The organism is Pseudomonas aestuarii (assembly GCF_027988105.1).
GTDB lineage: Bacteria > Pseudomonadota > Gammaproteobacteria > Pseudomonadales > Pseudomonadaceae > Aquipseudomonas > Aquipseudomonas aestuarii.
Genome location: NZ_JAQJZJ010000006.1, coordinates 215,845 through 230,368, shown reverse-complemented (window position 1 = coordinate 230,368; position 14,524 = coordinate 215,845). Strand labels below are relative to the sequence as shown.

Genomic DNA, 14,524 nt, shown 5'->3' with positions numbered 1-14,524 from the left:
ATCCCATTTTCACGCCCGAGAAAAGGGGATCAATCGCAACGCCCATCAGCTCAATGCCGGCCCAATATAAACACCTGACATCCTCGCTCTATCGAAGCTAAACACGTGCGCATGAGGACTCTCGCCGCACCGCCCAACCAACGGAACCAGATGGTCCGGTTTGCCTGGCATCAGCAGGATTCGACCACTGCAGAGCGGGCAATCACTCGAGAACCGAACAAAGCGAGTCCACGGGTGCTTCTCGCTATCTCGATACATTTCGAGCTCAGCAGAGTCCTCTGTGATCGCCAGCAATGGGCTCGCCGCCTTGGCCACACGGTTGTCCAGTAACTGCATCCAAGGCAGATAAACGTTCTGCCAAACAATCCAGGCGAAGCCGCACACTACAATGCTACCAACCAACTGGCGAAGCGTTAGCGCCTGATCGGCAATAGACAGAGTCCACAACGAAGCCAAGATCCACAGCGATAAAAAAAGCATTCCTAGCAATACGCTGATTAATAGCAATAGCCCACGCCAGCTACGATTCTTCAGCTCACCCTTCTTGAAAAAAAGCCTTAAAAACAAAGCAGGCTTCACCTCCCCTATCTCAGTCCGCGTATAGACGAGACTTTTAAGATCCTGCTCAGCCGCCGGCATTGACCGTAGATCTTCGGCAGACCCAACCGTTAGCCAGTAGATGCGCTGATTGCCCGAGCCTCCAACACCATCATTACTTCCGATAGCAGGCAGTTGGTCCAATCCAGCTTTCTCTATCCGAGCAAGCAGTGAATTCCTGCGCGAATCCAAAAAAGTCTCCAGTGTTCCCGCCGGAAGCCAGCGCGCAGGATTGCGTCCATCGACTTTTACCTTGGGATAACAAGAAGCCAATAAACTCGGGCGATCAAACGTCTGCGGATCGCGATTACCTTTTTCGAGGGCTGTGATACTGGAGTCCAGCAAGAACCTAATCACTGTGTAAGCCTTCAAATCAGGCGCCGGATTTTGCTTTAGCTCTTCATCCAGGCAGCGCATTACTTCCAGCACAAACATCTCCCTACCGCCCGTAACAAAAGGCTTTCACGTACCAAATGAACCCTACACGAACCCCCTTATGCGAGGGTTATGGGGATGTTCCGAACCACATGACACATGACTCTTGGAGCCGTCTTTACACCAACGGAGTAAACCATGAGCATGTTCGTAGCACTTAACCAAAACAGCCGACTAACCACCATCGACCAAGCCTTACGCGGGCTTTCTTGCAACTGCACCTGCGTTTGCTGTGGCGAGGCAGTAATCGCCCGCAAAGGCATGATCCGCGAACACCACTTCGCTCACCACTCAAACAAAGAAAGCTGTTATATCCAACGTGAAAGTCTCCTGCACCTTTACGCCAAGGAAGTCATTTGCGACAACCTTGGCCTACAGCTTCCACCCATGCCCGGTGTTTACCCTGATAGCCCAGACCCAACCAGCTGGTGGGACTTCGTCAAAGTGGACCAAGAAGTGCCCCAGGCCGGTTTTCAGCCTGACCTAGTGGCCCACCTCTACGATGGTACCCAGCTGTTTATCGAAATCGCCGTTACTTCGTTCATTGCCGAGGAAAAACTGGAGCGGATCAAAGCTGTTGGCATCAAGACCATCGAGCTAGACCTGAGCGACTTGCTCTGCAGCAAACTGCCGATTCCATCAGCCGAGCTGAAAAAACTCATCCTCGAGCAGGCATCCAACATCACCTGGATTTTCCCAGAGGCACCGCCCGTGCTATTACCGCTAGCGATTGATGCGGTATCGCTAGCGATTACCGCGCTAGTAACCGAACCCACCAGCAAATGCCCAGAGCACCGTTTCACCATCATGGGTATGTGGGTGTCGGCCCGAATACTGCCCACAGGCTCGATAGCCGTTCGCTCCTGGACGTATAACCCGCAGATCACCGAACTGCTCAAGTCCTGGCGCAACCAACTCGGCGGCGAGTACAACCAAAAATACAAAAACTGGATCTACTCGCCTCTCGCCAGAGAAGAGGTAATGGCCCGACTGCAGCTACTTGACGAACAACGCTGACTCAAAACTACATCGCAGATTACGCTCTAGCACGCACGTTTGCGATGTTTCAGCGATGTTATTCAAGCAATGGCTTTCCCGGCGATAACTTCGTCCACTTACGCTTACTTCCGGTAAGATCCAGAATACCTCAGGACTATTGAAGGTTGAGAAATGGACTTCACCCCTATCATTACGCAAGTCTGGGGCACGCTCGGCTGGTTTATTCCGCTGATGCTGCTGATTGGCCTGCTCAAGTCGCCCTGGGCCAAGGGGCATATCGGCGAGCTGCTGGTGCGCCTGTTCGCCCACTGGCAGCTGGACAAGCAAACCTACCGCCGCCTGCACAACGTCACCCTGAACACGCCTGACGGCACCACGCAGATTGACCACGTCTTCCTCTCGCCCTACGGCATCTTCGTGCTGGAAACGAAGAACATGAGCGGCTGGATCTTCGGCAGCGAGAAGCAGCCACAGTGGACGCAGAAGCTCTACAAACGCACCTTCAAATTCCAGAACCCGCTGCGGCAGAACTACAAACACCTCAAAGCCCTGGAAGCCGCCCTCGGCGTCAGCCCCGAGCACCTGCACTCGGTCATCACCTTCGTCGGTGGCAGCACCTTCAAAACCGAGGTGCCGGCCAACGTCACCCAGGGCATCGGCTTTATCCGCTATATCCAGTCATTCCAGCAGCAGGTATTCAGCGAGGCTGAAGTCGACGCCATGCTGCATGCCCTGCAAACCGGCCGCCGCGCACCCACCCTCGCCACCCACCGCGAGCATGTGCAAAACCTTAAGCGCCGCAGTGATCCGACATCCGAGCGGCAATGCCCGAAATGTGGCAGCGCCCTGCTGATCCGCACCGTGAAATCAGGGCCGAAAGCGGGTCCGCAATTCTGGGGCTGCTCGACTTTTCCAAAATGCCGGGTGATGCAGGGGGTCAACTAACATGAACCGTATCGCTTACCGACTCGAGGGTGTGACGATAACGCCCTGCCTAGCGCATGAAGAGCGAAAAATAAATCTTTAGCTATGGTAAGCGTCCATAACAGCCACACGGGTCATACCCTTTCATACTTTACAGCTAGAGCTCAGAGGCAGAACTCTTTAAGGGATATCCACCTGATACCCAATGAGCGTTAGCAGCTGCCGAGAGTTCTCTTTGAGACGCTCCTGAACCTCCGTCGCAGGTAGTCCCCAAGAATCAGAGAGCAGCGCCGCCGTCATATCCAAACTCCAGGGCAGGACGGACACCCCATCCACTTGAGCAAACGGACCGTCGCTTTCAGGTACCACCCTATCTTTTGGTAGTTTTTTCGCCAAAGCCTTACCGGCGGCGGAGTTGAATGCGGCCGGCCCTATGCTGAACCAGCACCCCGCTTCAACCGCAGACTTGAGTTCTGCCCCCGTTCCAGTGAACCAGTGCAACACAGCGACCCCATAATCCGGGTAGGACTTAAGGGCTGATAAGACGTCGCCCACAGCCTGCCGGGAATGAATACTGAGCGCTCGCCCACCAAGCTGATGACACCTTTCGATCGTGGAGACGAATACTTTGCGCTGCAACTCGTAACTGCGCTGAAAGCGCCGAGAGCCATCCAATCCTACCTCGCCAACAGCTTTCGCCGGTCCGACTTGCTCCAGTAACAGCTCCAGCTCGTGAAACCGATCATGGACAATTTCTGGATGTAGACCTGGGGTAATCAATACTTTTGGATCGCTACCAAGCACCCGACTGGAGGCTTCATACGCCCTAGGGCTCGTGGTCACTAACCATGTAAAAGCGTTCTTCTTAACTGCTCCGGCGTACACATCACGAGCGTTGGGATACAGATCGAGGTGGCAGTGAAAGTCGATCAAAGTATTCCATCCCCAACCAGCAAAGCTTCCAACTCGTTGATACCACTCGCTAGAACACGGCGGTAATGGGCACGCTCTGCTGGCGATGCAAACGCCAACGAAGCGCCGAGAAAACTATCAAGTCCCTTATTCCTGGCAGTCAGTACTGCGAGCGCTACTGCCATGGGATCATCGGGGCCTCCGGATTTGTCGCTTCCAGCAAGCGAAGGAAACTTATAGCGTGTTCCATCTACACCAGGTGACCACGCATTGAATGCTGCGCGCCGAATCATACAGGGAACACAACGGCCGCAATGCGTGCGGTTGTATGTACGAAATCGACCGCAGCTCGTGGAGTCGGACGCCCACCGCTGGAGCAATGTTTGGTTGAGGCAATCGCTCATCATCTCGCCTTTCGTCTTGAATCGATAGGGCAACTCGAGATGAACGGAAACACCCAATCCATCCAAGACATTCTGAAGCTTGCTGATGAACAGCGGATGAGTCGTGCGAGTACTCAAGCTGGAAACCCGGCCAGGTACCAATGGTGGATTCACGCAGATGAAACCGTTTTCTGGAATGAAGATTGTCGGGCGTGCATCGCCCAGCTTTGACGCCGCCAGCACAGCAAATGCGTAGAAAGCCAACGAGCGTCCACGAGTCGATGGCTCTCTGGCACCCTTGAACCCAATCCCGTGGCTCCACTGATAATGTGAGCCAGGCCCACTGAGCATCGCTGCGTAGTGTCGTTGCCGCTCGGAGTCTTCATGAGCGAGTTGAGACACGAACAATGGACGTCGCCCTTGAGCAACCAGGTCAATGCCACCGATGAGGCTATCGAGCCCGCCCGATAGCAGTGAAACGCAGTCATGATCAATGATTTCCTGACGCCCTTGCGGTGGAGCGGCGCCCGCGTCGGTGAAGATCAATGTCCAATAATCACCGGTCAGAACCTTGAGCATTTGCTCAAGATCGTCTTTCCAGGGCTGCCATCGCAATGGCTCGTGCAACCCAACGGAAAGCTGGATAGTGCGCGTCCAACCGTCTGCACTTGTGCTGCGCAGTCCGCATAAGTCTGCACTGCATACCGCAAGGCAGAATTGGACAAAATCCCAGGTATCCGGGGTCGGGTGAAAACGCTTACGTTTAAGCGAACCGTGCCACCCGGCAGCAATGGTGCCTACCCCTTCTCGCCTGGCACTCTTGAAATAGGTGAATGCCCGCTCGCCCTTGGCGAGATTTGCAGGAAGTCGCTCCACGGTCGTGCAGATAACTTTAATCATTCTGCGAATACCCCCAACGCCGTTTCAAGTACCGCTTTGGCGAGACCTTGCGGGTCGAGTTGTCTTGGCAGGATTTGTTCCATGACCGCGCATACCTCTCCGTGTACCCATTCCTTGATGTCATTACGCAGCGCCTGAATCTCTCTCGGCTGGTGCTTGAGCTTTTCGTAGGTCTGCCCTAGCTGCAGATCCATGCGGTTACACACCTCATTGGCGATCGTGTAGCCGATGACGTCAGCAATCTGCTGATCTGAGAGACTGAAGATGTCGACCTGCGGATCTTGTTCGTAGAGCATTGCCATGGCGTCGGCCGCTGCATTTCGCAACGATTCATCATCGATACTGCCCGTATCGGGCATGACCTCTCTGATCAGTTCGAGCGCAAGATCGTTAGCCGACAAGTTGGCGCCGCGAACGCGCTGCACCCAGTCTCTGATGCGTGCATCCGTGCCGTCCCGAACAGCTTCCAGAAACGCACCGAGTCGACCTGCACCCTGTGCGGTGCCGCGCATGGTAGAGGCGGCCCGACCAGAGCCACCCATGCCTTTGCTCACCATGCTCTTGGCAGCACCGCGCAGAGCATCACGGCCACCGCCGCCTAAGTAATTCGATAGTTTGGAACGAGCCGGTGCAAACCTGCGACCTGGGGCGAAATCTGGATTCTCTGCCTCCTGCGCGGCTCCCTCATCTACACCATCTACACCATCCCCAGCATCGCCATCGCCATCGCCAGCAGCACCATCGCCCGAGTCTTGGGGTGAGCCATTACCATCGCCCGCATCAGGAGGCGCGCCATCGCCATTACTTGGTGCGCCTGCGCCTAGATCCAACCACTCAGGGTCGAACGGGGAGCCGCCTTTGCCCCCACCGCTGGAAGTCGAAGTACCCATTTAGATTCCCTTCTTTACCGCTGCGTTGATTGCGTTTTTAGTCGCTTTTTGGACTTCATTGAAGTCTTGCCATGACTTGAGCGCTTCGCTGGCCCAAGGCTGACGTGCAAGTGGGGGAATGACGCCCGGGCCAATGTCTTTCAATGGGGCCTGATTGAGCAGAGAAGCCGCTTTCTTCCCTAAGTCTGGGAATGTTTTGCAGACTTCAATCAGCATGAACACGTCCTTGGCAGCCTTCCACGTACGTGATGACGCGTTGCTTTGCCATGCTTTCGCCATCGCGATCTCGGCCTGTACCTGACCTACTTTTAGAATCAATGCGCTTAGTTCAGCATGACCGCTTGTAGCCAGCTTCAAGGTGTCTCTGAGCTCTCGGGATTCTGGAGTCATGTTGTCATCGCCGAAATCGCGAGTAGCGGTATCGCGACTCAAATGGAGCAGAGCCCTAAGGTCTGTGGCTCCAAGAGCCGGGGATAGCTTTAGCCATTCTCTCGCGAATGCCTCATTGGTGAATAAAGCAGGCAACGGGGCGTCCTCATCCGCTGCCGCCTCGGCTGATCGCAAAATCTCTACCTGGCCATCGTTTTCAGAGTTGACCATCGCCGCGAGTGCATTGGCGAGATTCTCATCACAGCGTTCCAATAAGTGCCACTTGGCCAACGATGGAATATCCAGCTTTATGCCCTGAGGTTCCGCCAAGGCACTGCGTAAGAAGACCGTGTTTAGAAAGCGCTTCATGAGCCTTGGGTTTGCGCTCACTGCTGTGGACTTAAACATCAGGGAGGCAAGTCCCTGCGCCAAGTCCATCAAATCCACCAACTCTTGATCGTTGCTCACGAGCCCATAGAGAAACTCAGCTGTAATCGTCTCGCCCTTCCAGCTCTGGCGCAGGCGAGAAGAGATCGACTCCTTCGCCGCTTCGAAATTTTCAGCTGAATACTGCCCGTCTTCTGTAGCGCGCTGGAGCAGCAGAAGCACCAGATAAGCCTTGGCTTCGTTGACGCCCAACCTGGGCACGTGAAGCGGAACTTGAATCAGCTTGTCGAAATAGTTCGTCGCAATATCGCTGGTAATGCCCGTGCCTTCGAAGTGAACCTTGACCGCTCCGCGAATGAACTCATTGTCCGCTGCAATTACAAAGGCTGTTCTTTTGATAAACAAAAGCAGCCGGATAGATTCCAATGTTGAGATGGCTGTCTTCGGTAAGCACCTGTCCAGGTCGTCGACAAAAACCACCATCGTGACTTTCAGCTCATCCAGAAGCTTTTCAAGGGCGACGCGGAACGCATGAATTTCATTGGGCAAAGAAAGCGGTTGACCGGGCTTGATCAAACCGCCCAGGCTGCTCAGTTCAACGCCTTCTTCTTTGTCGTCGCTAGGCTCAGCTTCTTTATCTGATGACCCCATCAAACCGACGACTTTGCCTATCGCCTGTCCGATGGCCCCTACAGGGATACCGGTTGTAATTGTCACGGCGGCCTCGCCGCCTAGCTGCGCCAACCGAAGAAGATTGATTCGCTGCCAAAGCCGTTTGGCCTTTTTCAGCAGGTTCGGTTCGCTCTCTGCCAAGCGCAGTACTTCATCACCGACGATCTGAAGCAAAGCGCTGCGTGCGCTTTCGAAATCCTGGTACAGCCAAGGATTGAACGTAACGACGACATAGGTATTCTTTTTGGCTTCAGCGCTTCCATCAGCGCCTTCAGGCTTATCAGCCTCCTTCAATCGAGATGCGATCATCTGGACGAGCGAAGATTTCCCAGCGCCCCAACCCCCTGATACCCCAATCGATATCGGTGCTCCACCAGCACGTCGCAACAAACTGGCGCAAGCATCTGCCACGACGCCAAAATTGAGGTAGTCGATCGTCGTTTCGTTATCGTGCCACATGACTGGAAATCCGTTTCAGGTAGGTAGTGCACCTAGGGATGGCCATTCACCTCCCTGGATATTTGATTTTCGAGCCCTCCCTTCAGGGGGCGTCGCTCGAGTCTAGAGGGGTTGATATCCAAACGCCATCCTCGTTCGCAGCTCTGTAAAGGATGGGCTGTAGTGGTCAATTGACGTCCCAGTGATCCGCGATCAGGTGGCCAGCATCCTAGAAGGTGGGCGGGATGCCTTCATCCAGCGCAAGGAGAAGTACGAGCTCTAAAGCGCTGGATCAGATAAGCACTAGAAAACAGCTCCACAGGCAAACTCTGGCCGCTTCAAGGTGCGAAAACGGTACGCTGACGGTACAGTGCCCAGCTTCTATCCATTTCGCCAAATTACGTTCAACACAAGCAACCACGCTACTTTCAGCTCACTGCACCTACGCTTAGCTATGCACGATTTCACTGGGCTTGCAGCGTTTCCAGGCTACTCATAATCCCCTGGTCCAGGGTTCAAGTCCGTGTGGGCCCACCATCTTCAAAGCCGCGCCCTGCGCGGCTTTTTCGTTTCCAGCCCGCCGCTGCCGGCTGGGGACCGCGCGGCTTAGCCGATCGACTATCGCAGATGCCGTGGATGCGCGCCATTAGCGCATGGCATGAGCCACGGGAGCGGCTGCAGCGACTAGTCTAGAGGGTGGCGCTCGGGGCGGCCGGTCTTGCGCCGTTGCCATCATCGCGCACCACCGGGGGAGCGACGTCCGGATTTACGGACACTGGTCTTGATTTCTGGACACTCTGCCCAGGCCGCCTGGACGAGTGTCCAGATTCCCGGACCGAATGATTCACCCATCCGCCATAAAACAAATTAACCGATTGATTTAAATGGATTTATTCAATGAGGCACAGAACCTGCTTAGTCCCTAAAGCCAACCGTCGGCGCCCTTGCTGCGCCGGCTGCTGCAGCTGACGGGCGTGATCCGCCCCGCTTCGCCTTGGTCGCTGCCCGACCGGCAGCCCAGACAAAAACAACAACAAGGAATTCCAGCATGTCGATGAAACAACAGCTCTCCCGCCTGACCCAAGGCGTTACCGCCGCCGCCCTGCTTACCGGCAGCCTGCTGGCCAGCCCGGCGATGGCCAGCGAGAAGATCCGCTGGCAGGTGCCGCTGGCCTTCCCGTCGCACCTGGTGGGCCTGACCACTCCGATCAAGCACCTCGCCGACTCGCTCAAGGCCATCTCCGCCGGTGATATCCAGCTGCGCTACTACGAGCCGGGCGAACTGGTGCCGCCGTTCGAGATCATGAATGCGGTGAGCAGCGGCAAGTACCCGGCCGGCTACACCTGGATCGGCTACGACCAGGGCAGTATCCCGGCCCTGCCGCTGTATTCCGGCGCGCCCTTCAACATGGAGCCGCCGGCCTACCTGGCCTGGTATTACCAGGGCGACGGCAAGAAGCTGCTGGAGGAAATCTACGCCCCGCACAACATCCACCCGATGCTGTGCAGCATCATCGGCCCGGAAGGCGCCGGCTGGTTCGCCAAGCCGATCGAGAAGCTCGAGGACTTCGACGGCCTGCGCATCCGTTTCGCCGGCATCGGCGGCAAGGTGCTGGAGAAGCTCGGCGCCTCGGTCACCATGATCCCCGGCGGCGAGATCTACCAGGCGCTGGAGCGCAAGACCATCGACGCCACCGAGTTCTCCCAGCCGGCGATCGACAAGATGCTCGGCCTCGACCAGATCATCAAGAACTACATCATGCCGGGCTGGCACCAGACCCTGACCACCTCGCACCTGCTGGTCAATCAGGACGTGTGGAACAAGCTCGAGCCGCAGAGCCGCGCGCTGATCGAGATGGGCTGCGAGTCGGCCACCCTCAAGGGCCTGGCGGAGAGCGAGTGGGCGCAGCCGACCGCCCTCGCCGAGTACAAGAAGGAAGGCGTGCAAGCCCGGGTCCTGCCCGAGCCGGTGCTGCGTGAACTGCAGCGCGTGACCAACGAGGTGCTCGACGAGATCGCCGGCCAGGACGCCATGTTCAAGCGCGTGCTGACCAGTCAGCGCGAGTTCATGAGCCTGCATGGCACCTGGCACAGCATGGGTTACCTGCCACGGGACTTCTATCAGCACGACTGATCACGCAACCTGAACCTGCACGGGCCCGGCCATGCCGCGGCCCGTTGCGTCTTCCTGCCTGATACGTGCGAGGTTTTCCCGATGCAGCAACCTGCTTCTGCCGATCCGCTGGCCACAGCTGACCTGCCCAACAATCGCCTGTCCTGGCGCCTGGACCGCCTGATCGTCGCCATCGGCCAGGCCAGTGCCTGGCTGTGGCTGGGGGTGCTGGGGGTAGTGTTGAGCAATGTGTTCAGCCGCTTCGTCCTGGCGCGCGGTTCGATCGCCCTGGAAGAGCTGTCCTGGCACCTGTTCGGCGCCGCGATGATGCTGTCCCTGGCCTATGCCGTGGTGCGCGACGACCATGTGCGCGTCGATGTCCTGCGCGAGAAGTTCTCCCTGCGCCTGCAGGCGCAGATCGAGCTGGCGGGCATCGTCCTGCTGGCCCTGCCGGTGATCGGCCTGATGGTCGACAGCCTGATTCCCTACGCCTACACCGCCTTCGTCTACCAGGAACACTCGCAGGCGCCGAGCGGGCTGCCCTATCGCTTCCTGTTCAAGAGCGTGCTGCCGCTGGGTCTGATCCTGGTGGGCATCGCCCTGTTCTCCCGCGCCTCGCGCTGCAGCACCCTGCTGTTCAACTTCCCCCGGGCCATTAGCGTGCCCGCCGATGACCGCAACGGCGGCCATCCGCATCCCTGATCACGAGGCTGAAGTAATGGGTCTGGAACAAATTCTCGTCATGGCCATGTTCGCCAGCTTCATGGTCCTGCTGCTGCTGGGTTTCCCGGTAGCCTGGTCGCTGGCCGGCATCGGCCTGGTGTTCGCCGTCACCGGCCATGTGCTGGTGGAATATTTCGACGCCGACCTCTGGTTCACCTGGAGCGGCACCATCGGCGTGCTGGATGCGCGCATCTACGGCATCGTCGCCAACGAACTGATGGTGGCGCTGCCGCTGTTCATCTTCATGGGCATCATGCTCGACCGCTCCGGCATCGCCGAACGCCTTATGCACAGCCTGGTGCGGGTGCTCGGGCCGCTGCGCGGCGGCTATGCGATCACCGTGGTGATCGTCGGCGTGCTGCTGGCCGCCTCCACCGGCATCGTCGGCGCCTCGGTGGTGCTGCTCGGCATGCTCTCGCTGGGGCCCATGCTGCAGGCCAACTACAACAAGAGCCTGGCGGTCGGCACCGCCTGCTCGGTGGGCACCCTGGGCATCCTGGTGCCGCCGAGCATCATGCTGGTCTTGATGGCTGACCGCCTCGGCACCCCCGAGGCCTCGGTCGGCAAGCTGTTCATGGGCGCGCTGATTCCCGGCATGCTGCTCGCCGTCCTGTACATCCTCTATATCCTCATCGCGTCCTGGCTGAAGAAGGACTTCGCCCCGGCACCGAAGAATCGCCCGCCGCTGGACGCCCGCGCCCTGATCGACGTGTTCTGGGCCGTGGTGCCGCCGCTGACGCTGATTCTCGCGGTGCTCGGCTCGATCTTCTTCGGTATCGCCACCACCACCGAGGCCTCGGCGGTGGGCGCGGCCGGCGCCTTGCTGATGGCCGCGATCGGCCGCCGCCTGAACCTGGCAGTGCTCAAGGAGGCGCTGTACCAGACCAGCCGCACCACCGCGTTCATCTTCGGCATCTTCATCGGCGCCACGGTGTTCGCCGCGGTACTGCGCGGCCTCGGCGGCGACGACGTGGTGCGCGCGGCGCTGACCGGCCTGCCGTTCGGCCAGACCGGCGTGTTGCTGACCGTGCTGTTCATCACCTTCCTGCTGGGCTTCTTCCTCGACTGGGTGGAGATCACCCTGATCATCCTGCCGCTGGTGGCGCCGGTGCTGTTCTCCATGGGCGTCGACCCGCTGTGGTTCGCCATCCTCTTCGCCCTGTGCCTGCAGACCTCGTTCCTCACCCCGCCGGTGGGCTTCGCCCTGTTCTACATCAAGGGCGTGTGCCCGCCGGAGATCACCACCCGGCATATCTACCTGGGGGTACTGCCGTTCATCCTCCTGCAACTGCTCGGCCTGGCCCTGGTGTTCAATTTCCAGGAGCTGGCCACCTGGCTGCCCAACGAGGTGTATGGCGGGCCCTGAACCCCGCTCGAGCGGCGCGCCTGCCTTGCCTCGGCCAGGCGCCGGCTCCCATAATCGCCTGCACCACTCCTTGGAACCCCAGCTGCCATGGCCATATCCCGCGACGACCTCGACCAGCACGGCCTGATCATCGGCGTCTCGCCCGAACGTTTTCGCGCGGTGGCCATGCCGCTGTTGTTCGATCACCTCAACGCCCAGTGCGAGGGCACCATCGCGGTCAATCGCCAGGCGCGGATCGTCTGGATCAACGACAAGTACGCCGAGAAGGTCGGCATCGACGATCCGCGTAGCGTGCTCGGCCAGGAGATCGAGCAGGTGTTGCCGGCCAGCCGCCTGCGCGAGGTGGTGGAAAGCGGCCAGCCGAGCATGCTCGACCTGATGGCCTTCGGCAGCGAGCATTTCGTGGTCACCCGCATCCCGCTGCGCGACGAGGACGGCACCCTGGTCGGCGCCCTGGGTTTCGTGTTGTTCGACCGTGCCCGTCACCTCAAGCCCTTGATGGCCAAGTTCACGGTGCTGCAGAACCAGCTGCTGGCCACCCAGCACGAGCTGGCCAAGGCGCGGCGGGCGCGCTACACCATCGCCGGCTTCATCGGCAGCAGCGCGCCGGCCAGCGAGGTCAAGCGCATGGCCCGGCGCGCCGCGCAACTGGACGCTACTGTGCTGCTGCGCGGCGAGACCGGCACCGGCAAGGAGTTGCTGGCCCAGGGCATCCACAACCTGTCGCCGCGGGCCAACGGCCCCTTCGTCGCGGTCAATGTCGCGGCCATCCCGGAAACCCTGGTCGAGGCCGAGCTGTTCGGCACCGCGCCCGGCGCCTTCACCGGCGCCGACCGCAAGGGCCGCATCGGCAAGTTCGAGGTGGCCAACGGCGGCACCCTGTTCCTCGACGAGATCGGCGACCTGCCGCTGCCGCTGCAGGCCAAGCTGCTGCGCGTGCTGCAGGAGCAGGAGGTCGAGCCGCTCGGCGCCAACCAGGTCAAGCCGCTCAATGTGCGGGTGATCGCCGCCACCCATATCGACCTGGAGGCCAAAGTCGCCGCCGGCCAGTTCCGCGACGACCTCTACTACCGCCTCAACGTCCTGGCCCTGCAGGTGCCGCCGCTGCGTGAACGGCGCGAGGACATTCCCGCCCTGGTCGAGCACCTGCTCGACGACATCGCCAACCGCTCCGGCCAGGCGCCCATGGAACTCAGCCGCGCGGCCCTGGCGCTGCTCGGCGCCCAGCCCTGGAAGGGCAACGTGCGCGAGCTGCGCAACCTGCTCGAGCGCGCGCAACTGGACGCCGACGGGACGCAGCTGGAGGTGGCGCAGTTGCAGCCGCTGCTCGCCGCAGCGGGCCTGCCGGCACAAGCGCTGCCGGCCGAGCCGTTGGCCGCCACCGAAGCGTTCGCAGGCACCCTGCGGCCGCTGGCCGAGAGCATCGCCGAAGCCGAACGCCGTGCCCTGCAGCAGGCCCTGGCGGCCTGCGCCGGCAACCGCCGGCGCACCGCCACTGAACTGGGCATCTCCCGCGCCAGCCTGTACAGCAAGCTGCAGCAGCATGGCCTGAGCGCGCGCTGACGGGCAATCCCGCTGCTCCGCACAAGCCGTAGGGCGGACCGGCCGGCGGTCCGGTCGGAGCGCAGCGACAGCCCACCAGCGCTTGTGCCGTGCCGGGAAACGACGGCGTACTGCCTGCGGCGAGTAGCGCCCTACGGATCGCGGATTGCTTGCAAATTTGGCGGCCACCCTCGGCTCGTAGGGCGGACCGGGCGGCGTTCCGATCAGGAGCGCAGCGAACAGTCCGCCAGCGCTTATGCCGTACCGATCAACCCTGGCGTACTGCCTGCGGCGAGTAGCGCCCTACGGATCGCGGACTGCTTCAGATCTGCTGATCGCCCTCGGCTCGTAGGGCGGACCGGGCGGCGTTCCGATCAGGAGCGCAGCGAACAGTCCGCCAGCGCTTATGCCGTACCGATCAACCCTGGCGTGTTGCCTGCGGCGAGTACGCCCTACGGATCGCGGATTGCTTCAGATCTGCTGATCGCCCTCGGCTCGTAGGGCGGACCGGGCGGCGTTCCGATCAGGAGCGCAGCGAACAGTCCGCCAGCGCTTGTGCCGTACCGATCAACCCTGGCGTACTGCCTGCGACGAGTAGCGCCCTACGGATCGCGGGTTGCTTCAGATCTGCTGATCGCCCTCGGCTTGTAGGGCGGACCGGGCGGCGTTCCGATCAGGAGCGCAGCGAACAGTCCGCCAGCGCTTATGCCGTACCGACGAACCCTGGCGTACTGCCTGCGGCGAGTAGCGTCCTACGGATCGCGGGTTGCTTCAGATCTGCTGATCGCCCTCGGCTCGTAGGGCGGACCGGGCGGCGTTCCGATCAGGAGCGCAGCGAACAGTCCGCCAAGCGATAGCGAAAACGCCCCTCTTC

The 14,524-nt window shown here is 59.8% G+C and carries 11 protein-coding genes; 6 read left to right on the top strand and 5 right to left on the bottom strand.

Translation table 11 applies throughout. The annotated features are described in order from the left end of the window. Positions 1-45: 45 nt before the first annotated feature. Positions 46-1,026, bottom strand: a complete 981-nt coding sequence (locus tag PH586_RS14785; protein ID WP_271348527.1) for a hypothetical protein — start codon at positions 1,024-1,026, stop codon at positions 46-48. A gap of 144 nt (positions 1,027-1,170) precedes the next feature. Here PH586_RS14785 and PH586_RS14780 point away from each other — a divergent pair, with 144 nt between their 5' ends. Both PH586_RS14780 and PH586_RS14775 read left to right on the top strand, forming a co-directional pair. Continuing rightward, positions 1,171-2,049, top strand: a complete 879-nt coding sequence (locus tag PH586_RS14780; RefSeq protein ID WP_271348526.1) for a competence protein CoiA family protein — start codon at positions 1,171-1,173, stop codon at positions 2,047-2,049. 153 nt (positions 2,050-2,202) lie between these two features. Further along, entirely contained in the window at positions 2,203-2,976 is a 774-nt protein-coding gene (locus PH586_RS14775) for a nuclease-related domain-containing protein (protein WP_271348525.1), read from the top strand. A 159-nt stretch (positions 2,977-3,135) separates the two neighbouring features. Here PH586_RS14775 and qatD read toward each other — a convergent pair whose 3' ends face one another. Genes qatD through PH586_RS14755 form a run of 4 tightly spaced genes read right to left on the bottom strand, consistent with a single transcriptional unit; the run spans position 3,136 to position 7,927 of the window. Beyond that, complete coding sequence (gene qatD / locus PH586_RS14770; RefSeq protein ID WP_271348524.1) at positions 3,136-3,888, bottom strand: Qat anti-phage system TatD family nuclease QatD; 753 nt, start codon at positions 3,886-3,888, stop codon at positions 3,136-3,138. Then, positions 3,885-5,150, bottom strand: a complete 1,266-nt coding sequence (gene qatC, locus PH586_RS14765; protein WP_271348523.1) for a Qat anti-phage system QueC-like protein QatC — start codon at positions 5,148-5,150, stop codon at positions 3,885-3,887. The genes qatD and qatC overlap by 4 nt, the downstream gene beginning before the upstream one ends. Continuing rightward, entirely contained in the window at positions 5,147-6,040 is an 894-nt protein-coding gene (locus PH586_RS14760) for a hypothetical protein (RefSeq protein WP_271348522.1), read from the bottom strand. Before PH586_RS14760 ends, qatC begins: the two co-directional genes overlap by 4 nt. Next, positions 6,041-7,927 (bottom strand): KAP family P-loop NTPase fold protein, encoded by a 1,887-nt coding sequence (locus tag PH586_RS14755; protein ID WP_271348521.1) that lies wholly within the window; start codon positions 7,925-7,927, stop codon positions 6,041-6,043. 1,027 nt (positions 7,928-8,954) lie between these two features. On the opposite strand from PH586_RS14755, the gene PH586_RS14750 reads away from it, so the two are divergent. The 4 genes from PH586_RS14750 (at position 8,955) to PH586_RS14735 (ending at position 13,671) form a co-directional block, all read left to right on the top strand. After that, entirely contained in the window at positions 8,955-10,040 is a 1,086-nt protein-coding gene (locus PH586_RS14750; RefSeq protein WP_271348520.1) for a TRAP transporter substrate-binding protein, read from the top strand. An 81-nt stretch (positions 10,041-10,121) separates the two neighbouring features. Beyond that, on the top strand, positions 10,122-10,721 hold the full coding sequence (locus PH586_RS14745; protein ID WP_271348519.1) for a TRAP transporter small permease subunit: 600 nt from the start codon (positions 10,122-10,124) through the stop codon (positions 10,719-10,721). Between the two features lie 16 nt (positions 10,722-10,737). Then, on the top strand, positions 10,738-12,108 hold the full coding sequence (locus tag PH586_RS14740) for a TRAP transporter large permease (RefSeq protein ID WP_271348518.1): 1,371 nt from the start codon (positions 10,738-10,740) through the stop codon (positions 12,106-12,108). Between the two features lie 87 nt (positions 12,109-12,195). Beyond that, the gene (locus PH586_RS14735) at positions 12,196-13,671 is read left to right on the top strand and encodes a sigma-54 interaction domain-containing protein (protein WP_271348517.1); all 1,476 of its coding nucleotides are present in this window, start codon (positions 12,196-12,198) and stop codon (positions 13,669-13,671) included. The last annotated feature ends 853 nt before the right edge of the window (positions 13,672-14,524 follow it).

Bases quoted from the DNA above. Each gene is read 5' to 3' on its own strand.
- PH586_RS14780 (WP_271348526.1), top strand. From the start codon at position 1,171: ATGAGCATGTTCGTAGCACTTAACCAAAACAGCCGACTAACCACCATC.
- PH586_RS14775 (WP_271348525.1), top strand. From the start codon at position 2,203: ATGGACTTCACCCCTATCATTACGCAAGTCTGGGGCACGCTCGGCTGG.
- qatC (WP_271348523.1), bottom strand. From the start codon at position 5,150: ATGATTAAAGTTATCTGCACGACCGTGGAGCGACTTCCTGCAAATCTC.
- PH586_RS14760 (WP_271348522.1), bottom strand. From the start codon at position 6,040: ATGGGTACTTCGACTTCCAGCGGTGGGGGCAAAGGCGGCTCCCCGTTC.
- PH586_RS14755 (WP_271348521.1), bottom strand. From the start codon at position 7,927: ATGTGGCACGATAACGAAACGACGATCGACTACCTCAATTTTGGCGTC.
- PH586_RS14750 (WP_271348520.1), top strand. From the start codon at position 8,955: ATGTCGATGAAACAACAGCTCTCCCGCCTGACCCAAGGCGTTACCGCC.
- PH586_RS14745 (WP_271348519.1), top strand. From the start codon at position 10,122: ATGCAGCAACCTGCTTCTGCCGATCCGCTGGCCACAGCTGACCTGCCC.
- PH586_RS14740 (WP_271348518.1), top strand. From the start codon at position 10,738: ATGGGTCTGGAACAAATTCTCGTCATGGCCATGTTCGCCAGCTTCATG.
- PH586_RS14735 (WP_271348517.1), top strand. From the start codon at position 12,196: ATGGCCATATCCCGCGACGACCTCGACCAGCACGGCCTGATCATCGGC.